Origin of the sequence: Sulfitobacter sediminis (assembly GCF_040811725.1) — a bacterium.
GTDB lineage: Bacteria > Pseudomonadota > Alphaproteobacteria > Rhodobacterales > Rhodobacteraceae > Sulfitobacter > Sulfitobacter sediminis.
Window position 1 is genome coordinate 15,545 of the sequence record NZ_JBFNXX010000024.1, and the last position, 24,980, is coordinate 40,524.

Genomic DNA, 24,980 nt, shown 5'->3' on the forward strand with positions numbered 1-24,980 from the left:
AGGTCAAAGCGGCTTGAGATCGCTGCGGAAACGCGCGGCGTTCTCGCTGTAGTGGAGCGCACTTGCCGTGAGCGCTTTGATGGCCTGATCGTCCAATTCGCGCACCACCTTGCCGGGCGCCCCCATCACGAGCGAGCCGTCGGGGATGACCTTGTTCTCGGTGATCAGCGCCCCTGCCCCGATCAGACAATTCTTGCCGATTTTCGCCCCGTTCAGCACGGTAGCCCCCATGCCGATCAGTGAATTGTCGCCAATGGTGCAGCCGTGCAGCATGACCTTGTGACCGATGGTGCAGTTTTCGCCGATAGTCAGCGGATAGCCCATGTCGGTGTGAAAGACGCAGTTTTCCTGCACGTTGCTGCCGCGCCCGACATGGATCACCTCGTTATCGCCCCGCAGCGTCGAGCAGAACCAGACCGAGGCGTTCGCCTCGAGCACGACGTTGCCGATGATGTTGGCATCGGGTGCGACCCAGGCGCTGTCGTCGATGGTGGGCGTAAATTCTCCGAGCGTGTAGATGGTCATTGCAGGTCCTCGAATTCCGATTGAAGGGCGCGCACGTGGTCGGTCAGGCGCGGTTGTTGCGCGAACTTGAGCCGTTCGGCCTTGATGATGGTTTTCAGCTTTTCCTCGGTGGCGTCCAGATCGTCGTTGATCAGCACGTAGTCGTACCCGTCCCAGTGGCTGATCTCGTCCCAGCTTTTCTGCATGCGTTTCGCGATGGTCTCGGGCGTGTCCTGCCCGCGGCTGACAAGGCGTCGGTGCAATTCGGCGATGGAGGGCGGCAGGATGAAGATCGAGAGGGTATAGGGCCCGAGCGCTGAGTTACGGATCTGCTGGGCGCCCTGCCAGTCGATGTCGAAGAGCACGTCGCGTCCCGCCTCTATGGCGGTTTCCACGGGCGGTTTGGGCGAGCCGTAGAAATTGCCGAAGACATGGGCGTGTTCCAGCATATCCCCTGCCGCAACCATCTTGCGGAACTCCGCATCGCTGACGAAATAGTAGTCCTTCTTATCAACCTCGCCTTCACGGGCCTTGCGCGTGGTGGCGGAGACCGAAAATTGCAACGTCTCGTCCCATTTCATCAGCCGCCGGGCCAGCGTCGATTTGCCGGCACCAGATGGGGAGGAGAGAATGATCAGAAGGCCGCGACGGTCGGCGGGGGTCTTGGTCATGGTCTATTCCACATTCTGGACCTGCTCACGCATCTGGTCGATCACCGCTTTCAGGGCGAGGCCGACTTGCGTCAGCGCCTTGTACTGCGCCTTGGAGCAGAGCGTATTGGCCTCGCGGTTGAATTCCTGCATCAGGAAGTCGAGCTTGCGACCCACCGGCCCGCCCTTGGCCAGCAGTTCGCGGGCGGCGGCGACATGGGCGGTCAGGCGGTCAAGCTCCTCGGTGATGTCGGATTTCACGGCGATCATCGCCAGCTCCTGCGCGACGCGGTCGGGCTCGGCCCCGTCGACATTGTCGAGCACGCGGGCGAGATTGGTGCGCAGGGTTTCCGCAAGATCGGCCTGCCGGGCCTCGACCAGACCGGCGGCCTCGGCGGTCAGCGTCTCGATCTCCTCAAGCTGTGTCCGAAGGACGTCGGCCAGCGCCGCGCCCTCGCGGGCGCGCATCGCATCGAAATCCGCCAGCACCGTTTCGAAGTCCGCCAGCAGGGCCGCGCAAAGGGGCCCGGTGTCTTCGTCCGGTGCGGCGGCCTCGAGCACGCCGCGCATGTTGGCGATGTCGGTGGCCTTGGACGGGGCAAGCGAGACGCCAGCATCCATCGCCCGCGCCTCGATCTGGTGCAGGGCGACGAGGATCGCGTGCAGCGCAGCCTCGTTCACCTCGTAGCCTGCGGCCCCTTCCTCGCGGGTCAGGCGCAGGTTGCAGGTGATATTCCCGCGCGCGGCGACATGGCCAAGCTGCTTTCGCAGACCGGATTCCAGCCCGTCGACCCATTCAGGAACACGCAGGCGCATGTCGAGCCCGCGACCGTTCACGCTGCGCAACTCCCAGCCCCAGCTGAAGGGGGCATCGGTGCCGCTGCGCGATGCAAAGCCCGTCATGGATTTGATCATTCGGCCGTCTCCTTGCCCCCGCTCGGCACCGGGATAGGGCGAAACGGACACGGGGGGCAAGCCCTGTCCCGTATTAACCAGAGTTTCGAATTTGTCACGAAATGTGGCGGGATTGGTGTATTAAGGCAATATTAAGGCATTGGTGTGGAGCCGCCGCCTCAACAGTTAACGCCCTGCTTGGAGCGTCCCGTGTCGTCGGGCGCGCCTTTTCAGGGTATGGATGAAGGATCATGGACAAGTACACCCTTAACGAGCAAAATGTCGTTGTTATGTCAGACTACCAGCCAGAAACCGGATACGCTGCGATTGCGCAGGTCGAGGCCTATTGGGAGGCGATCCGCGGTGCGCGGTTGTTGCCCAAGCGCTCGGACATCGATCCACGCGGGATCGAACAGGCGCTCGAGAACGCCTTCATCCTGGAACGGGTGGCACCGGGCATCGCGCGGCTGCGCATTGCGGGGAACCACCTGCATGACATCATCGGGATGGAAACCCGGGGGATGCCGCTGACCACCTTCTTCAGCCCCGCGGCGCGGAGCGTCGTCGCCGACATGCTTGAAGTGGTGTTCCAGACGCCAGCCATCGGCACCTTGCGGCTCGCCTCACCTGCGGGGCCGGAACGTGGCGCGCTCGAAGGGCGAATGGTCCTGCTGCCCCTCAAAAGCGATCTGGGCGACGTGAGCCGGGTGTTGGGCTGCCTTGTCACCAAAGGGGACATCGGCCTGAGCCCGCGCCGCTTTGACATCACCGCGCAGGAGGTTCTGCAGATCGCGCCGGGACAGCCCCCGCTGCCCGCGCCACTGACACGGCAGGACGCACGGCAGCCCACGGTGCAAGGCGAGCCCGCTTTGCCCGCACGGCGCGGCATGCAAGAAGAGCAAAGCCCCTTCGCGGCCCGGGGCGCCAAGAAGCGCCCGCCGTATCTGCGGCTGGTGAAATCCGAAGACTAGGTCACGGCCATCGGGCACCGCCCGGGGGCGATGCCGCAAATGGTCGGCCGAAGATCAGCCCGCGGCCTTGGTGGCCTGTTTCTGACGATGCGCCGACAGTTCCTCGGCCACGAGGAAGGCAAGCTCAAGCGACTGGCTGGCGTTCAGACGCGGGTCGCAGGCGGTGTGGTAGCGATCCGACAGATCCTCGTCGGAGACCGCGCGGACACCGCCGGTGCATTCGGTCACGTCCTGGCCCGTCATCTCGAAATGCACACCACCGGGGATCGTGCCCTCGGCGGCGTGGATGCCGAAGAACTCCCGCACCTCGCGCAGAACGGAGTCGAAGGGGCGCGTCTTGTAGCCCGAGGACGACTTGATCGTGTTGCCGTGCATCGCGTCGCAGGTCCAAAGGACATTGGCGCCCTCTTCCTGCACCGCCCTGATGAGGCGCGGCAGGTGCTCGCCCACGGAACCCGCGCCAAAGCGCGCGATCAGCGTGAGGCGCCCGGCTTCGTTCTCGGGGTTCAGCTTGGCCATCAGCTTCTTGAGGTCGTCGGCGGTCATCGAGGGGCCGCACTTGAGCCCGATGGGGTTCAGCACGCCGGAGGCGAATTCCACGTGCGCGCCATCGGGCTGGCGGGTGCGGTCGCCGATCCAGATCATGTGACCCGACCCGGCAAGCCACTGCCCCGTGAGGCTGTCCTGACGACAAAGCGCTTCTTCATATTCGAGAAGCAGCGCCTCGTGGCTGGTGTAGAAATCAACCGTCTGCAGGGTATGCGCGGTATCTGCGGTCACACCTGCAGCCGACATGAAGTCCAGCGTGTCGGAGATGCGGTTGGCGATCTCGCGGTATTTCTCGGCGCGCTCGTTGTCGGTGAAGCCGAGGGTCCATCCGTGCACCTGGTGCACGTCGGCGTAGCCCCCGGTCGAGAAGGCCCGAAGCAGGTTCAGCGTGGCCGCTGCCTGGGTGTAGGCGCGCAGCATCTTTTCGGGGTTCGGGATGCGCGCGTCGGCGGTGAAGTCCAGATCGTTGATGATATCACCGCGGTAGCTGGGCAGTTCCACCCCATTCACGACCTCGGTCGGGGCCGAGCGCGGCTTGGCGAACTGGCCGGCCATGCGACCCACCTTCACCACGGGCACCTTGGCGCCGTAGGTCAGGACCACGGCCATCTGCAGCATGACCTTGAAAGTGTCGCGAATCGCGTTCGAGCTGAACTGCTCGAAGCTTTCCGCGCAGTCGCCGCCCTGCAAAAGGAAGGCGTCACCACGGCTGGCCGCGCCGAGTTGCTTTTTCAGCCTGCGCGCCTCGCCGGAAAAGACAAGGACCGGGTAACGCGCCAGCTGCGCCTCGACCGCCTCGAGGGCGGCCTGATCGGGATAGTCGGGCATCTGGATCCGCGGTTTCGCGCGCCAGCTTGATTTGCTCCATGTGCTCATGGTCGTTCCCTCCGGTCGGTGCGCTGCCTGGCAGCGCTATCAGGTTTTCGTCTATACAAAAGCCCGTGCGCGGTGACCAGAACCCATTTCGCCCCTCTTGACCTTGACCTTCCGGCATGAGCAAGGTCAGAACCACGCCGCAGATTTCCCCCCGATGTGGCACGCGAAAACAACAAGAACGAAGGACGCTGCGATGTCCGCGCCGCGCTCAGCCACCCGCATTCCTCAGGAAACCGACAAGCCGCGCCGTTTCGTCTTTGTCCTGCTCGACCAGTTCAGCCTGCTTTGCTTTGCCACGGCGATCGACAGCCTGCGCATCGCCAACCGGATGAGCGGCAGGAAGCTTTATGCCTGGACCACCATGGCGGAAGGGGGGAAGACGGTCGCCTGTTCGGCAGGGGTATTGTTCCAGGCCGATCACGATCTCGACGAGCTGAGCCGGGACGACACGATCATGGTGTGCGGCGGCATCGACGTGCAGGACGCGACCACCAAGAAGATGCTGGGCTGGCTGCGCCGCGAGGCCCGCAAGGGGCTGGTGGTGGGCGGGCTTTGCACCGCGTCCTACACGCTGGCCAAGGCGGGCCTTCTGGACGGCAAGCGTGCGACGATCCACTGGGAGAACCAGGACAGCTTTGCCGAGGAATTCCAGGAGGTGGACCTGACGAAGTCGGTCTTTGTCGTTGACGGGAACCGGCTGACGACGGCGGGCGGGACGTCATCCATCGACCTGATGCTCAAGATCATCGCCGACGATCACGGCGAGGAACTGGCCAATGCGGTGGCCGACCAGCTGATCTATTCCTCGATCCGCACCGATCAGGACACGCAGCGCCTGTCCGTACCGACGCGCATCGGGGTGCGTCATCCGAAGCTGAGCCAGGTGATCCAGATGATGGAGAACAACATCGAGGAGCCGATCAGCCCCTCGCTTCTGGCCAAGGAGGTGGGCATGTCCACGCGGCAGCTGGAGCGGTTGTTTCGGCGCTACCTCAACCGTTCGCCCAAGCGGTATTACATGGAGCTGCGGTTGCAGAAAGCGCGCAACCTTTTGATGCAGACGGACATGAGCGTGATCAACGTGGCGCTGGCGTGTGGGTTCGCCTCACCGTCGCATTTCTCCAAGTGTTACCGTGCGCACTACGAGACCACGCCCTACCGCGAACGCGGCAGCCATGCGGCGCGCCTTTCGATCTGAGGCGGGGCCTCATCGCTTTCGCTCTTCGGCAGTGTGACAGCGGACCGGGTGGTTCAGGTAAATTCAAGCGGTGCAGGCACTGCGGGACTCACCTTCCCAGAGGTCCGGAGCCGGGAGACAGGGCGTCAGCGCGTGATGCGGAAGACGGCGCCCTCGCCCACGGAGATGAACCAGATCGACCCGTCGGGCGCTTCGACGATGTCGCGGACGCGCGAGGTATGGGGCGTGCGGATCTGTTCGACCTCGCGGAAGGGGCTGCCGGAAAGGCGGCTGATGTAGTCGAATTTCAGGGATCCCACGAACATGTGCCCGCGCCAGTCAGGGAACATCTTGCCCGAATAAACCAGCAGGCCCGAGGGGGCGATGGACGGGTCCCAGTAGAAGACGGGTTGTTCCATGCCCGGCTTCGACGTGCCTTCACCGATTTTTGCACCCGAGTAGTGCACCCCGTAGGAAATCACTGGCCAGCCGTAGTTTGCGCCCCTCTTGACCAGGTTCACCTCGTCCCCGCCGCGCGCGCCGTGTTCGGCGGTCCAGAGGTTTCCTTGCAGATCAAGCCCCGCGCCCTGCGGGTTCCGGTGGCCGTAGGACCAGATCTCGGGCAGCGCGCCCGCCTGGTTGACGAAGGGGTTGTCGGCGGGGATGCGCCCGTCGCGGGTCACGCGGACGATGGTGCCGTTATGGCGCGAAAGGTCCTGCGCGGCGGGGCGGTCGCCCCGGTCGCCGATGGTGACGAAAAGCGTGCCATCCGGGGCTTCGACCACGCGGGAGCCGAAATGCCTGCTACCGGAGCTGCCGGGCTTCATAGCAAAAAGTTCGATCACGTCTTCAAGTTGCGTGGCACCTTGGGGAAAAATCGCCCGGGCCAGTGCCGTGCCGCTGCCCCCGCCCTGCGGCTTGGCGTAAGTCAGAAAGAGCGTGCGGGTCTGTTCAAAATCGCGGGCCAGCGTGATGTCGAGCAGGCCACCCTGCCCCTGTGTCGCCACCCTCGGGACGCCGCCGATCTCGCGCAGGTCTTCTCGGGTGGCGTGGAGCAGCCGCCCGTCGCGCTCAGTCACCAGCGCCCCGCCCTCCGGCAGGGGGGCGACGGCCCAGGGGGTATCGAGGTCGGTAACCACGGGTTGAATCTGCCAGTCTTGCTGTGCCGTTGCCGTAACGGCAGCCGCAAGCGACAGCGCGCAGGCAAGCAGGAAATTGGTACAGGATTTCGGAAACCGCATTGTCATTCTCCCGCTGAAAACAAGGTTCACGGGAAAGCTAACCTTTCGGGCGGAAATTGCTACCGGGGGCCCATCAAACCCCCGCGAGCGACGGACTTGCACCTTGAAAAACCCCCTTTTCTTTTGAAAATCCACCGCATACCCTCCCGGCTGAACATCATGTTCCAACAAGGGAGATATCCATGAAAAAACTGCTTATGGCCACAGCGGCCACGGCATTGATGGCGACCGGTGCGCTGGCAGATGCCCACGCGAAGGAAGTCAAGCTCGGGGTGCTTTACGGCTTCACCGGACCCATTGAATCGCTGACCGGCCCGATGGCCGCGGGTGCCGAGATGGCGATGAAGGAAGTCACCGACAGCGGTCTGCTGCTGGACGGGGCCAAGGTCACGCCGATGCGCGCGGATTCGGGCTGTATCGACAACGGTCTGGCCGTTGCCTCGGCCGAACGCCTGATCGCGGATGGCGTGAACGGTATCATCGGTGCGGATTGCTCGGGTGTGACCGGTGCCGTGCTGCAGAACGTCGCGATCCCGAACGGGATGGTGATGATTTCGCCGTCGGCCACCTCGCCCGGTCTGACCACGATGGAAGACAACGGTCTGTTCTTCCGCACCTCCCCCTCCGACGCCCGTGAAGGCGAAGTGATGGCGGAGATTCTGCAGGAGCGCGGCGTGAAGTCCATCGCGCTGACCTACACCAACAACGACTACGGCAAGGGTCTGGCGGACGCGATCGAGTCCTCCTTCAAGGCCATCGGCGGTGAAGTGACGATCGTCGCGGCCCACGAGGACGGCAAGGCGGATTACTCTGCCGAGGTTGGCGCGCTGGCCTCTGCCGGCGGTGACCTGCTGGTCGTTGCGGGCTACCTCGACCAGGGTGGCGCGGGGATCATCAAATCCGCGCTGGACGCAGGCGCTTGGGACACCTTCGGTCTGCCCGGCGGCATGATCGGTGAGAACCTGCCCAAGACCATCGGTCCGGACCTCGACGGCTCCTACGGTCAGATCGCGGGTTCGCAGGGTCAGGGCATCGACACGCTGGTCAGCATGGCCGGGGATGCCTTCGACGCCACATCGCCCTACACGCCCGAAGCCTATGACGCGGCGGCGCTGTTCCTGCTGGCGATGCAGGCTGCAGGCTCTTCCGACCCAGCGGACTACAAGGACCACATCCTGCATGTCGCCAACGGACCCGGCGTGGAAATCTATCCGGGTGAGCTGGCCAAGGCGCTTGAGCTGATCAAGAACGGCGAAGACGTGGACTATGTCGGTGCCTCAGCCGTGGAACTGGTGGGTCCGGGCGAAGCCGCAGGCACCTACCGGATGATCGAAGTGCGCAACGGCGTGAACGAAACCATCGGGTTCAAGTAAGCGGATTAGATGCATTTGATACAGCCCGCCTGTGTGCGGGCTGTATCGCTATCAAGACCAAGAAAAGATCGGCAAGATCGCCGGGCACAAAGCCGGATACGGGGATGGATGAATGGCGTACTCGGATGAGCACATGATCGTCGTGGACGATCTGCATAAGCATTTCGGTGGCTTTCACGCTGTTGACGGGGCCAGTCTGACCATTGATCGCGGCTCGATCACCGGACTGATCGGACCGAATGGCGCGGGAAAGACTACGCTTTTCAATGTGATCGCGGGCGTTCTTAAACCCACCTCCGGCAAGGTCTGGATGGATGGCGAGAACATCACCGGCATTCCGCCCCATGACCTGTTTCACAAGGGTTTGCTGCGCACCTTCCAGATTGCCCATGAATTTCATTCGATGACCTGCCGCGAGAACCTGATGATGGTGCCGGGCGGGCAATCGGGAGAGACGCTCTGGAATACCTGGTTCGGGCGCAAACGCATTGCCGACGAGGAACGCGCGCTCAAGGCCAAGGCGGACGAGGTGCTGGAGTTCCTGACCATCGAACACCTGGCCGAGCAGAAGGCGGGGCAAATCTCGGGCGGTCAGAAGAAGCTGCTGGAACTGGGACGCACGATGATGGTGGATGCCAAGATCGTCTTTCTGGACGAGGTCGGCGCGGGGGTGAACCGGACGCTGCTCAATACCATCGGCGACGCGATCATCCGCCTCAACAAGGAGCGCGGCTATACCTTCGTTGTCATCGAACACGACATGGATTTCATCGGACGGCTGTGCGACCCGGTCATCTGCATGGCAGAGGGTCGGGTGCTGGCGACAGGCACGCTGGACGAGATCAAGGCCAACGAACAGGTGATCGAGGCGTATCTTGGCACCGGGTTGAAGAACAAGGATCAGGTGGGAGCATGAAGATGCTCGTGGGGGCCACAGTGACCGCGGCGGCGCTGGCGCTGCCGCAGGGCGTGGCCGCCTGCGATCAGCTCTCCGCCAATGTCTGGATGTGCGCCAAGGGAACGCCCTGGGCGGCGGCGGAATGGGACCCTTACGGCGACGGGGCAACGCTTTTGCTGGATGACCTGGTGCTGAATTTCACCGAGGACTGGCCCGGCGCGGAGATCAGGGACGACCTGAGCACCCTGCGAGAGCAATTCGTCACCTATGCGGAGCTGGTTGAGGCGGATGGTAACCCGCCGCTGGAAGTGAAAGAGCAGAGCGAACTCGACATCCCGGCGGGCAAGGCGTTCCGGTCCCTGCAGAGGGACCGCTACGACGACTTGGAAACGGTGAGCGCGGTGATGCTGGCGCAGGTGGACGTGGCGCGGATCATGCTCTGGCTCGACGGGCCGCGCACGATGAGCTGGGACGACATGGACGCGGCCTCGCGCGAGGTACTGGAAACGCTGCGCAATATCTGCGCCGATCCCGATGACTGTGCCGCGCCGAACCAGGAACGGGTGGAGAGCGAATGACAACAAGAGGCCTGATATGAGCGATCCCTACGGAGACCGCGGCAACAAGGACGTGTCGATCACCAACCCCAAGGGGATGGGCAGCGCGATCCCGCAGCGCAGTGGCAAGAGCCATGCAGTGCCCGGCGGTCCGTTCCTGATTGGCGAGAATATGACGGCGGGGTATGGCAACGGTCCGAACATCCTGCACGATTGCACGATTTCCGTGGATCAGGGCGAGATTGCCGTGATCGTGGGGCCGAACGGTGCGGGCAAATCCACGGGCATGAAGGCGGTCTTTGGCATGCTCGACATGCGGCAGGGGCATGTCAGGCTCGATGGCGAGGATATCACGGAACTGTCGCCGCAGGCGCGGGTCGCGAAGGGGATGGGTTTTGTCCCGCAGACCTCGAACATCTTCACCTCGATGACGGTGGAGGAGAACCTCGAGATGGGGGCCTTTATCCGTACCGACGATTTCAGCGATACGATGGCACAAGTCTATGACCTTTTCCCAATCCTCAAGGAAAAGCGCTTTCAGGCGGCGGGCGAGCTGTCGGGCGGGCAGCGTCAGCAGGTCGCCGTGGGCCGCGCGCTGATGACCCAGCCCAAGGTGCTGATGCTGGACGAGCCAACGGCGGGCGTGAGCCCTATCGTGATGGACGAATTGTTCGACCGCATCATCGAAGTGGCGCGGACGGGCATCCCGATCCTGATGGTGGAACAGAACGCGCGTCAGGCACTGGAGATCGCGGACAAGGGTTATGTGTTGGTGCAGGGGCGCAATGCCTATTCCGGCACGGGCAAGGAACTTCTGGCCGATCCGGAAGTGCGCAAGAGTTTCCTGGGGGGCTGAGGCATGGATTTTATCAACGCGCTGGTCGCTTTCCTGAATTACGTTTTCATTCCCGGTGTTGCCTATGGCTCGCAGCTTGCCCTTGGCGCGCTAGGGGTCACGCTGGTCTACGGTATCCTGCGGTTCTCGAACTTTGCCCATGGCGACACGATGGCGCTGGGGGCGATGGCAACTGTGCTGATGACCTGGCTGTTCCAAAGCTGGGGTATCACCCTCGGGGTCCTGCCCACCGCCCTGCTCGCCCTGCCCTTCGGGATCGCCTTTGCGATCCTGCTCCTGTTGGGGACGGACCGGGCGATTTACCGGTTTTACCGGGTTAAGAAGGCCAAGCCGGTGATCCTCGTCATCGTCTCGCTCGGGATCACCTTCATTTACAACGGGGTGACGCGTTTCATCATCGGGGCGGACGACCAGAATTTCTTTGACGGTGAGCGTTTCATCATCTCGGCACGGGATTTCAAGGCCTCGACGGGGCTGGAGGAAGGGCTTGCCTTTCGCACGACGCAGGGCATCACCATCGTGACGGCCATTATCGTTGTGGTGCTGCTTTTCTGGTTTCTGAACAAGACGCGTGCGGGCAAGTCGATGCGGGCCTATTCGGACAACGAAGACCTCGCCCTGCTCTCCGGCATCAACCCCGAGCGGGTGGTGATGATCACCTGGATCATCGTGGCGACGCTCGCCACCATCGCGGGCGTGCTTTACGGGCTCGACAAGAGCTTCAAGCCTTTCACGTATTTCCAATTGCTGCTGCCGATCTTCGCCAGCGCCATCGTCGGGGGGCTCGGCAACCCCATCGGGGCCATCGCGGGCGGTTTCGTGATCGCCTTCTCGGAGGTGACGATCACCTACGCCTGGAAGAAGGTTCTGGGCTATCTTGCGCCCGAGGGGCTTGAGCCGTCGGGCCTCGTCCAGCTTCTGTCGACCGATTACAAGTTCGCGGTCAGCTTCGTGATCCTGCTGATCGTGCTGCTGTTCAAACCCACGGGACTGTTCAAGGGGCAAGCGGTATGAGCGATACAGTGAAAAACTCCCTGCTCTTTGGCGTCATCGCGCTGCTGATTGTCTATGTGGGCTTTCTGCAAAGCTGGAACTCGGCGCTGCTGATCATCCAGATGGGACTGATTTCGGCCATCATGGCGCTGGGGGTGAACCTGCAATGGGGGTTCGCGGGCCTCTTCAACGTGGGCATCATGGGCTTCGTGGCACTCGGCGGTCTGGCCGCCGTGCTGATCGGGATGCCGCCGACGGAAGGCGCATTCGCCGCCGGGGGCTGGCAGGTGCTGGCGGCACTTGCTCTGGGGGCCGCGACGATCATCGCGGCGATCTTTTCCTACAAGAACATCGCGGCGGGCTGGACGCGCAACCTGGTGATGATCGCGATCCTCGTCGCCGGGTTCTTCCTGTTCCGGGGGCTGCTTGATCCGGCAGTGGAGCGGATCGAGGCCATCAACCCGGCGCAGACCGGCTATCTCGGCGGGCTGGGCCTGCCGGTGCTCATCGCCTGGCCTGTCGGCGGGCTCTTCGCTGCGGGGGCGGCCTGGGTGATCGGAAAGACGGCGCTTGGCCTGCGGTCGGATTATCTGGCCATTGCCACCCTTGGCATCGCCGAGATCATCATCGCGGTGCTGAAGAACGAGGATTGGCTGACCCGCGGCGTGAAAAACGTGATCGGCGTGCCGCGTCCCGTGCCCTTCGAGATCGACCTCCAGAACGATCCCGCCTTCGTGGAGCGTGCCGCCTCGCTCGGGTTCGATCCGGTGGAGGGGTCAACCCTCTGGGTCAAGTTCCTGTATATCCTGCTCTTTGCCGTTGTCCTGCTGATCCTGATGTGGATGGCGCAGCGCGCGCTGCATTCGCCTTGGGGCCGGATGCTGCGTGCGATCCGCGACAACGAGGTTGCGGCGGAAGCGATGGGAAAGGACGTCACGGCCCGGCACTTGCAAGTCTTTATCCTCGGCTCCGCAATCTGCGGGATCGCCGGCGCGATGATGACCACGATGGACAGCCAACTGACACCCGGCACCTATCAGCCCTTGCGCTTTACCTTCCTGGTCTGGGTCATGGTGATCGTCGGCGGGTCGGGCAACAATCTTGGCGCGGTGCTGGGCGGCTTCCTGATCTGGTTCCTCTGGGTGCAGGTGGAGCCGATGGGGCTTTGGCTGATGAACGTGATCACCTCAGGCATGGCGGACGGATCGGCGCTGAAGGAGCATCTGCTGGACTCAGCGGCGCATATGCGGCTGATGACGATGGGGGCGGTCCTGTTGCTGGTGCTGCGATTCAGCCCGCGGGGATTGATCCCGGAGAAGTAGCGGGAGGCCCCGGAGGGGCCTTTGGAGGCGCTGCCTCCAAACCTCCGGGACTTTATCTGGCCAGAAAGAGGAGCCGTCAGCGCCCCTTGAAGAGACCGCCGAGAATGCCGCGGACGATGCGGCGGCCGGTGGTGCCCTTGAGTTCTTTGATCACCACCTGGGCGACTGCCCCGCCGAAGGTTTCTTCGGGCTTGCTGCGTCTTGCGCGGGGGGCGGGTTGTTCCAGACCCTTGCCCGCGTAGCGGCGGGCGTTGTTGAATTCGCGCAAGGTGGGCGTTTCGGCGGCTTCGGCCTCTGCTTCGGCCTTGGCCGCCTCGGCGGCGGCCTTCTCGGCCCGGGCGCGGAGCATCTCGAAGGCGCTTTCGCGGTCGAGGCGGGTGTCGTATTTGCCCGCCATGGAGGAGTTCGCCATCAGCATGGCGCGTTCGGGCAGCGCGATGGGGCCGAGCTGCGAGGACGGGGGGCGGATGAGCGTGCGTTCGACCATGCCGGGCACGCCCTTTTTCTGCAGGAAGGACGTCACCGCCTCGCCCACGCCGACCTCGCGGATCGCCTCCTCTGTCGAGAAGCGCGGGTTCTCGCGGTAGGTTTCGGCGGCCATGCGCAGCTCCTTGCGGTCCTTGGCGGTGAAGGCGCGCAGGGCGTGCTGGACACGGTTGCCAAGCTGGCCGAGGATGTCGTCGGGCACATCCGCCGGGTTCTGGGTGATGAAATAGACGCCCACGCCCTTGGACCGGATCAGCCGCGCGACCTGTTCGACCTTGTCGACCAGCGCCTTGGGAGCGTCGTCGAAGAGCAGATGCGCTTCGTCGAAGAAGAAGACGAGTTTGGGTTTGTCCGGATCGCCCACCTCGGGCAGCTCCTCGAACAGCTCGGAGAGCAGCCAGAGCAGGAAGGTGGCGTAGAGCTTGGGCGCGCCCATGAGCTGATCTGCGGCGAGGATGTTGATCATGCCGCGTCCGTCCGTGTCGGTGCGCATCAGGTCTGTGAGTTCCAGCGCGGGTTCGCCGAAGAGATCGGCGGCCCCCTGGTTTTCCAGCACCAGCAGACGGCGCTGGATCGCGCCGACCGAAGCTGGTGAAACGTTGCCATAGCGCAGGGCGAGATCGGAGGCGTTTTCGCCGATCCATACCAGCAGCGCCTGCAGGTCCTTGAGGTCGAGAAGCGGCAGGCCGTCCTCATCGGCTACGCGGAAGGCGATATTGAGAATACCCTCCTGCGCCTCGCTCAGCCCGAGAAGCTGGGCGAGCAGGAGCGGGCCCATTTCCGAGACGGTGGTACGCACGGGGTGGCCCTGCTTGCCGTAGAGGTCCCAGAAGACGACCGGGAAGGCGGCGTAGGCATAGTCGTCAAAGCCGATCTTCTGGGCGCGGCTGGTGAAGGCCTCGTGCAGCTTGTGATCGGCGCTGCCGGATTTGGCGAGGCCCGAGAGATCGCCCTTCACATCCGACAGGAAGACAGGCACGCCCTGGGCGGAGAAACCTTCGGCGAGGATTTGCAGCGTCACGGTCTTGCCCGTTCCGGTGGCACCGGCCACGAGCCCGTGCCGGTTGGCGTATCCGATGTTCAGATACTGCTTGGTGGCGTAATCCTCGCCGCCGCCCCCGATGAAGATGTCGCTGGTCACGTATTGTCCTTTCCGGCGCTTTTTCCCCGATGTTTGGATGAGCATACAAAGTTAACCTTTTCATGCCATACACTAATTGTCCTCCCGGCGTGTGTCCTTTTGCGCTGGGGGTACTTCCTCCCTGTCAGACTGGCCGCGCCCTTGGGTGCGGCCTTTTTTCAAAGGTCCCTCCAAATGCAGGGAATTTATCTAAGCCGTTGTAATAAATAACAAAGTTTCCAGTTGACCGCTCGCCGTTCCTCTCGTAACGTTACGGCACAAGTCGGCCTAGTTCGACGGGGAGAGAAGTTTGAGAAAGAGGATGCGATGCGTCCTCTTTTTCACTTTCAGGCCTTCGGAAATCCTTAAGCGGCGCTCCGCCAAATCGGTATCAAAATATCGTGGATCGGCACTGACAACGCCAAACGCGCGTGGTAGATGGCGCTAAAGCAATCAGAACGGATGTGACATGAGCAAGTTTCTAAAAGCATTGCCAATCTGCGCGGCGCTCGCCCTGATGGTGCCGCAGACCCTGTTCGCCCAGACCGCCACGGAGACGGAAGAGGTCAAGCCGCAGAGCGGCGCCGCGGCGGAGATCGAAAGCCAGCTGAGCCTGGGCGAGGATGCGGACAAAGACCCGGAACTGGGCAAGCCCTACACCAGGGAAGTCATCGACGCATGGGAACTGCGCTGCATCAAGACGGAGGCAGAGGAAGACCCCTGCCAGATGTACCAGCTTCTGGATGACGGACAGGGAGCACCGGTGGCAGAGATTTCACTCTTCCGCTTGCCCGAGGGTGGCAAGGCCGAGGCCGGTGCGACCATCGTCGTGCCGCTGGAAACCTCCCTGCCCCAGCAACTGACCATCGCCGTGGATGGCGGCAAGGCGCGGCGGTACCCTTATGCCTTCTGCAACCCGGTGGGCTGTTACGCGCGGCTGGGCCTGACGGCCGATGACGTGGCCGCCTTCAAGCGCGGCAACGAGGCGACCATCACGATCATCCCGGCGCTGGCACCGGATCAGCAGGTAAGGCTGGCCTTGTCCTTGAAGGGGTTCACGGCGAGCTACGACAAGGTCTCGGTGATCGAGCAATAAATAGGCATCGGACGTTCCGGCGCGTTGTTCAAAGGCCGTCCCTCGGGGCGGCCTTTTGCGTCAGAGCTTGCGCAGGGCCAGCACGGCGTTCATGCCGCCGAAGGCGAAGGCGTTGCTGAGCGCCACGGTGATTGTGGCCTCGCGCGCCTCGTTCGGCACCACGTCGAGCGCGCATTCGTGGTCGGGTTCCTCATAGCCGATAGTGGGCGCGATCACCCCGTCGCGCAGGGCCATGATGCAGGCCAGCAGCTCCACCGCGCCGGTGCCACCGATCAGGTGGCCATGCATGCTTTTGGTCGAAGAGATCATCAGGCGGTCGGCGTGCGGCCCGAAGACGTCCGCCACGGCGGCGCATTCCGTCTTGTCGTTGGCAGCGGTGCCGGTGCCGTGGGCGTTGATGTAGCCCACGTCCTCGCGGTTGATCCGCGCATCCTGCAGCGCGCCTTCCATCGCGCGGGCGGCGCCCGCCTTGGACGGCATCACGATGTCGCTGGCGTCCGAGGACATGGCAAAGCCGGCGACCTCGCAGAGAATGTCGGCCCCGCGTTTGCGGGCGCGCTCCAGTTCCTCGAAGACGAAGATGCCCGCGCCCTCGCCCTGTACCATGCCGTTGCGGTTGGCGGAAAACGGACGGCAGGCGTCGCGGCTCATCACGCGCAGGCCTTCCCAGGCCTTCACGCCTCCGAAGCAGAGCATGGATTCAGAACCGCCCGTGACCATGACCGGGGCCATGCCTGAGCGGACCATGGAGAAGGCTTGCGCCATGGCGTGGTTGGAAGAGGCGCAGGCGGTCGAGACGGTGAAAGACGGCCCCTTGAGGTTCCATTCCATGCTGACGTGGCTGGCGGCGGCATTGTTCATCAGTTTGGGCACCACGAAAGGATGCACACGGTTCTTACCCTCTTCGTAGACCGCGCGGTAATTGTCGTCCCACGTTGACACGCCACCCCCCGCAGTGCCCAGCACCACGCCGGAGCGCGCCGAAAGCTCACCGGAGAAGGTCAGCCCCGATTGCGCGATGGCTTCCTTTGCGGCAGCGAGCGTGAACTGGGTGAAGCGATCGTAAAGCGAGATCTGCTGGCGATTGTAGCGGCCTTCGGCCTCGAAACCGCGCACTTGCCCGCCGATCTGGATTTGCAGGCGATCCACATCGCGGATGTCGAGCGGGCCGATGCCGCAGACACCCTCACGCATGGCGGCGAGTGTGTCCCGCACGGAATGCCCCAACGGGTTGATCGTGCCCGCACCGGTGATGACGACACGTTTCACGCGCTTCAGCCCTGTTCGGCCTTCAGCCGTTCGATGCCCGCGATAATGCTCTCGACGCTGGAGATGTCGAAGTCCGAATCCTGCGGATTATTGGCGTTGAAAGGGACGGTGATGTCGAAGGCTTCCTCGATGGCGAAGATGCTTTCGACCAGACCCAGGCTGTCGATGCCGAGGCTTTCCAGGGTGCTGTCCATGGTTACATCCTCGGGCTCAAGCACGGCCTGTTCCGCGATGATCGCGATGACCTGATCCTTGATGCTGCTCATGCACGCGTCCTCAAATCACTTTCGAGGCTGATTTAGTCGTCCTTGCCGGATTTGAAAACCGCCTTTCGTACCTCCGCGAGGTCCCGCATCAGCCGTGGCAGACGGCGCAGGGCCTTGTAGGTTTCAATCTGCTTGTCCATCTGCGTAGCGGGATAGCCGAGGATCGAGCGGCCGGCGGGCACGCTGCTGAGGATCTTGGTGCCGCCGCCCGCGATCACCCCGTCGCCAATCGAGATGTTGTCGCTGACGCCGACCTGCCCGCCCAGCACCACGTTGGTGCCGATGCGCACCGATCCGGCGATCCCCACCTGACCGCAGAGCAGGCAGTTATCGCCCACCTCCACGTTGTGGCCGATGTGCACGAGGTTATCGAGCTTGGTGTTGTTGCCGATTTTCGTGTCGCGGATGGTGCCGCAGTCGATGGTCGCGCTCATGCCGATCTCGACGTCGTCGCCGATGCTGACCGATCCCAGCGAATTGATCCTGATCCAGGGCTGCGCCTGCGCGTCGCCCTGATCGCCCAGCGACTTGCGGGCGGCTTCTACCGTCGACGGCTCGGCCGTGACGAAGGAAAACCCGTCGCCACCGATCCGCGCGCCGGGCTGGATGATGCAGTTCCGTCCGATGGTGACGCGGGCCCCAATGCTCGCCTGTTCGCGCATGAAGGCGTTTTCGCCCATGGTGACGTCCGCGCCCACGAAGCAGTGCGGGCCAATGACGGAACCCGCGCCGATCCGCGCCCCGGCAGAAATGATCGCCAGCGGTCCGACACTGACACCCTCCCCCAGCGTGGCGGAGGGATCGACAATCGCGGAGGGGTGGATGCCGGTGCCAAAGCCCTGACCCGGATCGAGCAGGCGCGTCAGCCCCGACATCGCGAAACGGGGACGTGTCGGCAGGATCGCGCCTTCGAGCCCGAGCGCCTGCCAATCGGCATCCGGCCAGAGCATCGCCGCGCGCGCGCGCCCTGTGCCAAGCGCCTCGGCGTATTTCGGATTGGTGGCAAGGGCCAGATCGTCCGGCCCGGCGCTTTGCGGTTCTGCCGCGCGCGCAATCGTCAGCGACGTGTCGCCCGCGGCATCGGCCCCGAGGGCCTCGGCGATTTCGGCTAGGGTATAGGACATCGGGCACCCCTGTTGGCGTGCCGCGAGATTTACCCCCGAACGCCGCCCAAGACCACCCCTGCCCGTGACAGCGCGTTCCATACCTTCGCGTCACGGCCATAGATATCGGCGCGATACTCCGTATGCCCGCGCGCGTTGGTGACCGCCGTGCGGTAGATCAGATGCACCGGGATCGGTTCTTTGAGGTCGACCTTGGTCTCCCTTCCGGTGTTCAGCACGGAGTGGAAATGCGCCTTGGGGTCCGCTTCCTGCCGGCTGAGCAGCTCGTAGGCGAACTCGAACGGCTGGGCGAGGCGCACGCAGCCGTGGCTGAAGGCGCGCACGTCACGCGAAAAGAGATTTTTCGCAGGCGTGTCATGCAGATAGATGTTGTACTTGTTGGGGAACATGAACTTCACCAGACCCAGCGCATTCGACCGGCTGGGGGGCTGGCGCATGGCGAAGGGGAAGCTGTTCTCCGTATAGGCGGCGAAATTAACCGCACCCCGGTTCACAACGCGGCCCCGGCTGTCGGTGATCTCGATATGGCGGGCGGCATTGGGGTTGCGCTTGAGCGCCGGGAGATACTCCTTGGTCACGATCGAGCGCGGGACATACCAGCTGGGGTTCACCACCATATGCTCCATCACGTCCGAAAACTCGGGCGTGGGACGGTCCTCCCGCGCGGCACCGACCACCGACCGCGTCTCGAAGGTGATCTTGCCGTCGTCGATGATCTTGGCTGTGAAATCGGGGATGTTGACCAGCACGTGCCGTTTGCCCCGCTCTGTGTTGAACCACCGCTCCCGCTCGAGCGCGACCAGCACCGATTGCAGGCGCTTTTCCACGCTGACGTTGATCTGGTTCATCGTGGCCTCGCCCGCCACGCCATCGGGGTTGAGGCCGTGATCGACCTGGAACTGACGCACGGCGGCTTCGACATCGGCGTCGTAGCTCACGGTGCTGGTGCGATCCAGATACTCCATCGCGATCAGTCGGTTGCGCAGCGCGATGGCGGCCTTGCCGGTCGCACCGGGCTTGAGCGAGGAGGCAGGCACCGTCGGGCCCCAGCCGCCCGACTGAAGAAGCCGTTCCATCGCGATCTTTTCCTTGATCAGCGCGTTGTATTCCATGCTCTTCGGTGGCAGCGCGCGGAAGAAGGCCGCGGCCTCCGCCTCGGCAAGGCCGGTCAAATAGGAGGTGCGGTCACGATAGGGCACTTCACGGACCATCGCGCGGTCGATCTGATTGGGGATCAACATGCCGGTCTGGATGTCGCGGGCGTACTTGAGGAAGACGCGGCTCATCTCGACTTCGGCCATGCCGCGGTCGCGCGGGGTCCGGACCGACGCGAGAATCGCCATCAGCCCTTCTGGATCGTAGCGGGCAACCGGCAGCCCGTGATTGTCGGCGGCGCGGATCGCCTGGAACAGCTGCGCCCGGCGGGCGCGGTCGGCATCGCCCGGCCCGGTCCAGAGCGGGGCAAAGCCGGTCTGGCGGTAGAAGGCGGCGATGTCGGCGTCCCGCGCGGCGGCTTCCGCCACGGCCTGCTTGAACGCGGTAACCTGGGCGACGGCCGGGGCTGGCAAAGACACCACCGCGGCGGGACCCGCAACAAATAGAAAGGCTGCCAAGACCCGGGAAATAAATAACTTTCGCATCAAAAGGGTTTCCCAATCAAAATTCGTGTTCGCGACTCAATCATTCGCCCAGATCGCGCCGAGTCCAATAACAAAGCCGTGGAAACGTGAACAAATCCGCACCTGATGCGCAAAGGCAACCGGATCGGGTTCCCGACATTCTTCCAGTGATCATAGTTTGAGCAGAAAATTGCCTAAACTTGCAGCTGAATTGTCGCCTTGAATTTAAAGGGTTGGTTCGTGATTCGGCCTATGCCATACATACCCAGCATCTGAAGGAGACAGATCGAACGGCTGTGTAACATCGCGGCCACAGGCAGACGCCAAACAGGCAGAACACGGGACAGACGGCAACATGACTGGCACAAGCTCAACGGGGATGACCCGGCGCGCGCTCCTTTGCGCATTCGCAGCAACAGCAGTAACGGCAGCACCCACATACTCCAATGCAGCAGGTTTCCTTCGCGGTGGCGGAGACATTCGTCGTATCCGGATGTACTCGGGCCGTACCGGTGAACGGATCGACATGATCTACTGGATCGAGGGCCAGTACATCAAAGACGCCGTGAAAGAGATCAACTTCTTCATGCGGGACTGGCGCACCGACAGCGTCAAAAGCATTGACCTGCGCACGGTCGACATCATGGCCGCAGCGCACAACCTTCTGGATGTCAACGAACCCTACATGCTGCTGTCGGGCTACCGTAGCCCCCAGACCAATGCCATGCTGCGCTCGCGCTCCCGCGGGGTGGCCAAGAACTCGCTGCACATGCGCGGCCAGGCGGCTGATCTGCGGCTTTCCACACGCAGCGTGCACCAGATGGCCAAGGCGGCGATTGCCTGCCGGGGCGGCGGTGTTGGCCGGTATTCCGGTTCGAACTTCGTGCACATGGATTGCGGTGTTGTCCGCAGTTGGGGCGGTTAAGCCGCACGCCAGGTCACGGACTGTTTTGCAAGGGCGCCCATTCGGGCGTTTTTTGCGTTTATATGGGCCCGATCACGCAGACAGGTTTGGCAAGGATTGGGTCGCCGTCATCGACCAGACCGGCACTGCGGCAGTCAGGCCCGCCGAAGAGCGGGTTTCCCACGCCCAGCTGGAGCGGCACATGTCGTTCAGATCGCGCGATGCCTGGAACCCCAGCACGGCACGCGCCATGCTTGGGTCGGCGTAGCTGGCCGCGACATCGCCCTCGCGCCGAGACCTGAACCGGTAGGGAATACGCCGTCCGCTCGCCCGTTCGTAGGCCTTGACCACCTCGAGGACCGAATAGCCCTGCCCCCGCCCCAGGTTGACCGTGTGCGAGCGTCTGTGCCTCAGCAGCCGGTCGAGGGAGAGCACATGCCCCTCGGCCAGATCGCTGACATGGATGAAGTCACGCACACCCGTGCCATCCGGTGTTCCATAGTCACGGCCATGGATGTCGATGGCGGGCAGTTCGCCCCGGGCGACACGCGCCACGAGGGGCATGAGATTACCGCCGTCGCTCAGCGGTGCCTCCCCGATCAGACCGGAAGGATGCGCTCCTGCGGGATTGAAATAGCGCAGGATGCCCACGGCCCAGTCCGGACGTGTCCGGACGCACTGGTTGAGAAACTGCTCTCCCATCAGTTTGGAGAGACCGTAGGGGTTGGTGTAGCCCAGCGGCGCATGTTCGGGAATGGGGAGCGCCTCGGGCTGGCCATAGACCGTGGCACTGGACGAATAGACCAGCGTCGCAACCCGGTGTCGGTCCATGACCCGCAGCAGGGTCAGGAGTGCTGCGATATTGGCATCGAAGAAACCCTGCGGCCGCGCAAGGGATTGGGGCACGGACTTTCTGGCGGCGAAATGGATGACCGCATCTATGCGTTCGGCGGCAAAGACGCTGGCAAGCGCGGCGGCGTCCGAGACATCCGCACGGATGACGCGGGGCGCGGTTCCTGTGATCTCTTCGAGGCGGTCGGGCACCGACTGCTCGGCATTGGAGAAATCGTCGACGATGACGACCTCGAAGCCCGCCTCGAGGAGGGCCAGATAGGTATGTGATCCGATAAAGCCGGCACCGCCGGTCAGGAGTACTCTTGCCGTCATGATTGCCCCGAGATCCGCTGCCTGATGCGCCGGTCGCAACCGTCTTTATCGGTGCTTTGCGATTTTTTGATTAATGGCCTCTGGCTCGGACCTGCTCAGAGCGCGCCATGCCCTGTGGCCACCGTGATCAGCGTGCGCCACAGAACGTAACCTTCCATCCGGAAGCCGCATTTCCGGATGTAGCGCAGATCGAGCGCCAGTTTGCGGCGCGTGCCGCGCGTGTCGCAGGTATGGTGCTGTCAGACCAATTCTAACCAGTCTCCGCAAGTACAGTGATGCTGTCTCTTATGCCGCGCAGAGACCGCGCCACTCGGCGAGAGCGGCGGATCGATTTTGCTTGAAGTGATTTCGTTTGGAGAGGCTTCTGTCCTGGTTGAAGTGGTTGAAGACGGAGGCATGAACGGCAACGAATTTCTGCAAACTTCGCATTCGGCGAAAGCGTTGCATTGCCCGTTCTCGTCGTCGGAATGGCAGGTGTGAATTCTCAACGCGGTTGTTCAGCCAGCGACCACACGATTGGAGATGATCGCAACCTATGTCGCGAAGCGCGGCCTTATATGAAGCGAAGCGATCGGTGACCAGGACTTCCGGTGGACCATACCGCCGCATCAATTTCCTGAGCATTTTCAATGCGGCGCGCTTGTTGCGCCGCTTCGTGACGACGCTCTCTAGGACCTCGCCTTCGTGATCTACGGCCCGCCAGAGATAGTGCCGTTCACCATTGATCTTCACGAACACCTCGTCGACGTGCCACTGCCATCGGGAAAAGGCGCGCAACTTCTGGACACGCCGCCGGCGGATCTCGGACGCAAACATCGGACCAAAACGGTTCCACCAGAATCGGACAGTTTCATGGCTGACGTCGATGCCTCGCTCATGCAGCAGATCCTCGACATTCCTGAGCGACAGCGGAAACCGGACATAGAGCATAACCGCCAAGCGTATGATCTCGGGGCTGGTCTTGAAGTACTTGAACGGGGAGCGTTTGGTCATGCTCGGAGGCTACGAAAGCCCCCTACCCGCCTCAAGCCAAGTTCCTCTGACATGACCCCCAGACATTCATCGCAGGTCTGCGACATGACCGGATCGATGCCACTGGCGTGATGAATGGGGCGATGGATCGGGAGATGTTCGAGCTTTACGTCGAAGGCATCCTGGCACCGACATTGCGTGAAGGGGACGTCGTGATCCTCGATAATCTGCCAGCCCACAAAAGCGCCGTGGCTCAGAAGATCCTTGAGGACATCGGCGCATGGTTCCTCTTTCTTCCGAAATACAGCCCCGATCTCAATCCCATAGAAATGGCCTTCTCCAAGTTGAAGACCCTCATCCGGAAGGCCGCGGCACGTACATATGACGACCTTTGGAAAGCTGTCGGAACCGTCTGCAACCTGTTCACGCCGGACGAGTGCTACAACTTCTTCAGGGCCGCTGGATATGAAACCAATTGAACCAGACATGCTCTAATTCTTGCCAAGTCGGTAGATGAAAAATACCGTATCCCCGATAAAGGGAGATGAAGATGTCATTTACTCAAAGTGATTTGGACGATCTGGCGCAACGCTACACGGCTGCTTGGAACTCAAAGGTTCCCGAGAATGTCGCCGCCTTCCACGTGTCTAGCAGCAGCATTGTAATTAACCGGGGCGAGCCCTCTGAAGGTCATGAAGGTCTTACAGCGATGGCTGCAGGATTTCATGCCGACGTGCCTGACTTGCACCTTACTTGTGACGGTATTCGTGGCGCAGGCTCGCATGTTGTCTATTTGTGGACCTTTACAGGACATCACGCGGAGACGGGTAACCCATTGAACGTGCACGGCTGGGAAGAATGGGAACTCAATGATGACATGAAGGTCACCTCCGCCTTGGGCTGGTTTGATGGTGAGGACTACGACCGCCAAGTCGCGGGATGAGCACCGGTCCGTTTTCAGACATCCGGGTGGTTGTGTACGGTGTGGGGGCTATGGGGGCCCTGGCAACGCGCCTACTTGTGGACAAGGGTGCCAAGATTGTTGGGGCTGTGGGGCGCAGTTCTTCCAAGGTGGGGCGTGACCTCGGAGAAGTCGCTGGGCTTGGAATTCACCTTGGTGTCTCAGTTGAAAGCGACGCGGCTCAGGTCTTAGCCCGCGGTGCCGATATCGCGGTGGTGTGTGTCGGCAGTTATCTGTCTTCTATGCATAAGCACTTCGAAACCTGCCTGAAGAACGGCGTGAATGTTGTGACGATCGAGGAAGAGACAGTTTATCCATGGACAACAGCGTTGAATCACGCGGAGGCGTTAGACGACCTAGCGAAGGCTAATGGCGTTACACTTGCGGCGTCAGGCGCACAGGATGTGTTCTGGTTGAACTTGGTTACTACTCTTTTGGGCGCATCTCACAGGATCGATAAAGTCATCGGACATTGTCGCTGGAATGTGGATGACTACGGGCCCGAGGTTGCCAACCATCTTCTGATTGGGCGATCCGAAGAAGACTTCGACGAGTTTGTGAAAACATCCGGCTGGCCTGAATTTGTCGCCCGTCAAACGCTGGAAGCACTCGTCGCGCGTCTTGGGCTTAAGGTGGCTTCCATCGCTTCGGATGTCACGGCTGTCACTGCGAGTACGCAGCTCCATTGCCGAAGCTTGAAAGAGGAGGTGCCGCCGGGCCATGTGATCGGAACCATAGATCGGACAGTCGTGACAACGCGCGAAGGCCCTCAATTCGAATTTGCAATGGAAGGGCGCATCTGCCGCGATGGCGAAACAGACAACAATTTCTGGAAGGTGCAGGGAGAACCAAATCTTCAACTCAGTTGCGAAGACGCGAACTACCGCTTCACTACCTGTTCGACGCTCATAAATCGCATCCCAGACGTGATTGCAGCTGCACCCGGGCTGTGCTCCCTCGATATGTTGAACCCACCGAATTACAGGCATCACTGAGAGCAAGAGCGACCGCTTGTGCGGGAAGCGGACACCAGATCAGATAAGGCCTGTGTCCGATTAGCGGGATGGGGTGGATGGCTCCTGCTCCATCGGCGTCGCAATGCGCCATAATGCAGTTGTCACGAACTGCTAGGAGA

General features: G+C 62.4%; 25 protein-coding genes. 13 read left to right on the forward strand and 12 right to left on the reverse strand.

What is annotated here, in order from left to right:
• Window positions 1-3 precede the first annotated feature (3 nt).
• From AB2B41_RS19965 to AB2B41_RS19975, 3 genes are read right to left on the reverse strand one after another with little or no spacing between them, the layout of a single operon-like run.
• Window positions 4-525, reverse strand: a complete 522-nt coding sequence (locus tag AB2B41_RS19965; protein ID WP_367879593.1) for a gamma carbonic anhydrase family protein — start codon at window positions 523-525, stop codon at window positions 4-6.
• Entirely contained in the window at window positions 522-1,175 is a 654-nt protein-coding gene (gene gmk, locus AB2B41_RS19970; RefSeq protein ID WP_367879594.1) for a guanylate kinase, read from the reverse strand. The genes AB2B41_RS19965 and gmk overlap by 4 nt, the downstream gene beginning before the upstream one ends.
• Window positions 1,176-1,178: 3 nt before the next feature.
• The gene (locus AB2B41_RS19975; protein ID WP_367879595.1) at window positions 1,179-2,069 is read right to left on the reverse strand and encodes a YicC/YloC family endoribonuclease; all 891 of its coding nucleotides are present in this window, start codon (window positions 2,067-2,069) and stop codon (window positions 1,179-1,181) included.
• A 230-nt stretch (window positions 2,070-2,299) separates the two neighbouring features.
• Between AB2B41_RS19975 and AB2B41_RS19980 the strand changes: the two genes are divergently transcribed.
• Entirely contained in the window at window positions 2,300-3,019 is a 720-nt protein-coding gene (locus AB2B41_RS19980; protein ID WP_367879596.1) for a PAS domain-containing protein, read from the forward strand.
• 54 nt (window positions 3,020-3,073) lie between these two features.
• Here the strand turns inward: AB2B41_RS19980 and AB2B41_RS19985 are convergent, their stop codons facing one another.
• Window positions 3,074-4,444 carry a class II 3-deoxy-7-phosphoheptulonate synthase gene (locus AB2B41_RS19985; protein ID WP_367879597.1) on the reverse strand — a complete coding sequence of 457 codons (1,371 nt, stop codon included), beginning with the start codon at window positions 4,442-4,444 and terminating at the stop codon, window positions 3,074-3,076.
• Between the two features lie 193 nt (window positions 4,445-4,637).
• On the opposite strand from AB2B41_RS19985, the gene AB2B41_RS19990 reads away from it, so the two are divergent.
• Window positions 4,638-5,642 (forward strand): GlxA family transcriptional regulator, encoded by a 1,005-nt coding sequence (locus tag AB2B41_RS19990; protein WP_367879598.1) that lies wholly within the window; start codon window positions 4,638-4,640, stop codon window positions 5,640-5,642.
• 125 nt (window positions 5,643-5,767) lie between these two features.
• Here the strand turns inward: AB2B41_RS19990 and AB2B41_RS19995 are convergent, their stop codons facing one another.
• Window positions 5,768-6,862, reverse strand: a complete 1,095-nt coding sequence (locus tag AB2B41_RS19995) for a PQQ-dependent sugar dehydrogenase (protein ID WP_367879599.1) — start codon at window positions 6,860-6,862, stop codon at window positions 5,768-5,770.
• A gap of 182 nt (window positions 6,863-7,044) precedes the next feature.
• Here AB2B41_RS19995 and AB2B41_RS20000 point away from each other — a divergent pair, with 182 nt between their 5' ends.
• The 6 genes from AB2B41_RS20000 (at window position 7,045) to AB2B41_RS20025 (ending at window position 12,861) form a co-directional block, all read left to right on the forward strand.
• Window positions 7,045-8,235 (forward strand): ABC transporter substrate-binding protein, encoded by a 1,191-nt coding sequence (locus AB2B41_RS20000; RefSeq protein WP_367879600.1) that lies wholly within the window; start codon window positions 7,045-7,047, stop codon window positions 8,233-8,235.
• A 133-nt stretch (window positions 8,236-8,368) separates the two neighbouring features.
• A complete protein-coding gene (locus AB2B41_RS20005; protein WP_367879616.1) occupies window positions 8,369-9,151 on the forward strand; it encodes an ABC transporter ATP-binding protein in 783 nt (260 codons plus the stop codon).
• Complete coding sequence (locus tag AB2B41_RS20010) at window positions 9,148-9,711, forward strand: hypothetical protein (protein WP_367879601.1); 564 nt, start codon at window positions 9,148-9,150, stop codon at window positions 9,709-9,711. The genes AB2B41_RS20005 and AB2B41_RS20010 overlap by 4 nt, the downstream gene beginning before the upstream one ends.
• Window positions 9,712-9,727: 16 nt before the next feature.
• Window positions 9,728-10,546 (forward strand): ABC transporter ATP-binding protein, encoded by an 819-nt coding sequence (locus AB2B41_RS20015; protein ID WP_367879602.1) that lies wholly within the window; start codon window positions 9,728-9,730, stop codon window positions 10,544-10,546.
• Window positions 10,547-10,549: 3 nt separating this feature from the next.
• Window positions 10,550-11,560, forward strand: a complete 1,011-nt coding sequence (locus tag AB2B41_RS20020) for a branched-chain amino acid ABC transporter permease (RefSeq protein ID WP_367879603.1) — start codon at window positions 10,550-10,552, stop codon at window positions 11,558-11,560.
• Window positions 11,557-12,861, forward strand: coding sequence for a branched-chain amino acid ABC transporter permease (locus tag AB2B41_RS20025; protein ID WP_367879604.1), 1,305 nt, complete (start codon window positions 11,557-11,559; stop codon window positions 12,859-12,861). Before AB2B41_RS20020 ends, AB2B41_RS20025 begins: the two co-directional genes overlap by 4 nt.
• Window positions 12,862-12,937: 76 nt before the next feature.
• Here the strand turns inward: AB2B41_RS20025 and AB2B41_RS20030 are convergent, their stop codons facing one another.
• Entirely contained in the window at window positions 12,938-14,488 is a 1,551-nt protein-coding gene (locus AB2B41_RS20030; RefSeq protein WP_367879605.1) for a helicase HerA-like domain-containing protein, read from the reverse strand.
• A gap of 448 nt (window positions 14,489-14,936) precedes the next feature.
• On the opposite strand from AB2B41_RS20030, the gene AB2B41_RS20035 reads away from it, so the two are divergent.
• Window positions 14,937-15,563, forward strand: a complete 627-nt coding sequence (locus AB2B41_RS20035) for an invasion associated locus B family protein (RefSeq protein WP_367879606.1) — start codon at window positions 14,937-14,939, stop codon at window positions 15,561-15,563.
• Window positions 15,564-15,623: 60 nt separating this feature from the next.
• Here the strand turns inward: AB2B41_RS20035 and AB2B41_RS20040 are convergent, their stop codons facing one another.
• The 4 genes from AB2B41_RS20040 to AB2B41_RS20055 are packed head-to-tail and all read right to left on the reverse strand — an operon-like array spanning window position 15,624 to window position 19,862.
• Complete coding sequence (locus tag AB2B41_RS20040; RefSeq protein ID WP_367879607.1) at window positions 15,624-16,832, reverse strand: beta-ketoacyl-[acyl-carrier-protein] synthase family protein; 1,209 nt, start codon at window positions 16,830-16,832, stop codon at window positions 15,624-15,626.
• Between the two features lie 5 nt (window positions 16,833-16,837).
• Entirely contained in the window at window positions 16,838-17,098 is a 261-nt protein-coding gene (locus AB2B41_RS20045; RefSeq protein ID WP_367879608.1) for an acyl carrier protein, read from the reverse strand.
• Between the two features lie 32 nt (window positions 17,099-17,130).
• Window positions 17,131-18,222 carry a UDP-3-O-(3-hydroxymyristoyl)glucosamine N-acyltransferase gene (gene lpxD, locus AB2B41_RS20050; RefSeq protein ID WP_367879609.1) on the reverse strand — a complete coding sequence of 364 codons (1,092 nt, stop codon included), beginning with the start codon at window positions 18,220-18,222 and terminating at the stop codon, window positions 17,131-17,133.
• A 29-nt stretch (window positions 18,223-18,251) separates the two neighbouring features.
• Entirely contained in the window at window positions 18,252-19,862 is a 1,611-nt protein-coding gene (locus AB2B41_RS20055; RefSeq protein ID WP_367879610.1) for a L,D-transpeptidase family protein, read from the reverse strand.
• A 358-nt stretch (window positions 19,863-20,220) separates the two neighbouring features.
• Between AB2B41_RS20055 and mepK the strand changes: the two genes are divergently transcribed.
• Window positions 20,221-20,766, forward strand: a complete 546-nt coding sequence (gene mepK, locus AB2B41_RS20060; RefSeq protein WP_420014316.1) for a peptidoglycan L,D-endopeptidase MepK — start codon at window positions 20,221-20,223, stop codon at window positions 20,764-20,766.
• A gap of 72 nt (window positions 20,767-20,838) precedes the next feature.
• On the opposite strand, the gene galE is transcribed toward mepK, so the two are convergent.
• The gene (gene galE / locus AB2B41_RS20065) at window positions 20,839-21,912 is read right to left on the reverse strand and encodes a UDP-glucose 4-epimerase GalE (RefSeq protein ID WP_367879612.1); all 1,074 of its coding nucleotides are present in this window, start codon (window positions 21,910-21,912) and stop codon (window positions 20,839-20,841) included.
• Window positions 21,913-22,197: 285 nt separating this feature from the next.
• Window positions 22,198-22,905, reverse strand: coding sequence for an IS6 family transposase (locus AB2B41_RS20070; RefSeq protein ID WP_367879613.1), 708 nt, complete (start codon window positions 22,903-22,905; stop codon window positions 22,198-22,200).
• 68 nt (window positions 22,906-22,973) lie between these two features.
• Between AB2B41_RS20070 and AB2B41_RS20075 the strand changes: the two genes are divergently transcribed.
• The 3 genes from AB2B41_RS20075 to AB2B41_RS20085 all read left to right on the forward strand — a co-directional run bounded on the left by AB2B41_RS20075 (window position 22,974) and on the right by AB2B41_RS20085 (window position 24,840).
• Entirely contained in the window at window positions 22,974-23,363 is a 390-nt protein-coding gene (locus AB2B41_RS20075; RefSeq protein WP_367879617.1) for a transposase, read from the forward strand.
• Window positions 23,364-23,434: 71 nt separating this feature from the next.
• Window positions 23,435-23,827 (forward strand): nuclear transport factor 2 family protein, encoded by a 393-nt coding sequence (locus tag AB2B41_RS20080; RefSeq protein WP_367879614.1) that lies wholly within the window; start codon window positions 23,435-23,437, stop codon window positions 23,825-23,827.
• A complete protein-coding gene (locus AB2B41_RS20085) occupies window positions 23,824-24,840 on the forward strand; it encodes an NAD(P)H-dependent amine dehydrogenase family protein (protein ID WP_367879615.1) in 1,017 nt (338 codons plus the stop codon). The genes AB2B41_RS20080 and AB2B41_RS20085 overlap by 4 nt, the downstream gene beginning before the upstream one ends.
• The last annotated feature ends 140 nt before the right edge of the window (window positions 24,841-24,980 follow it).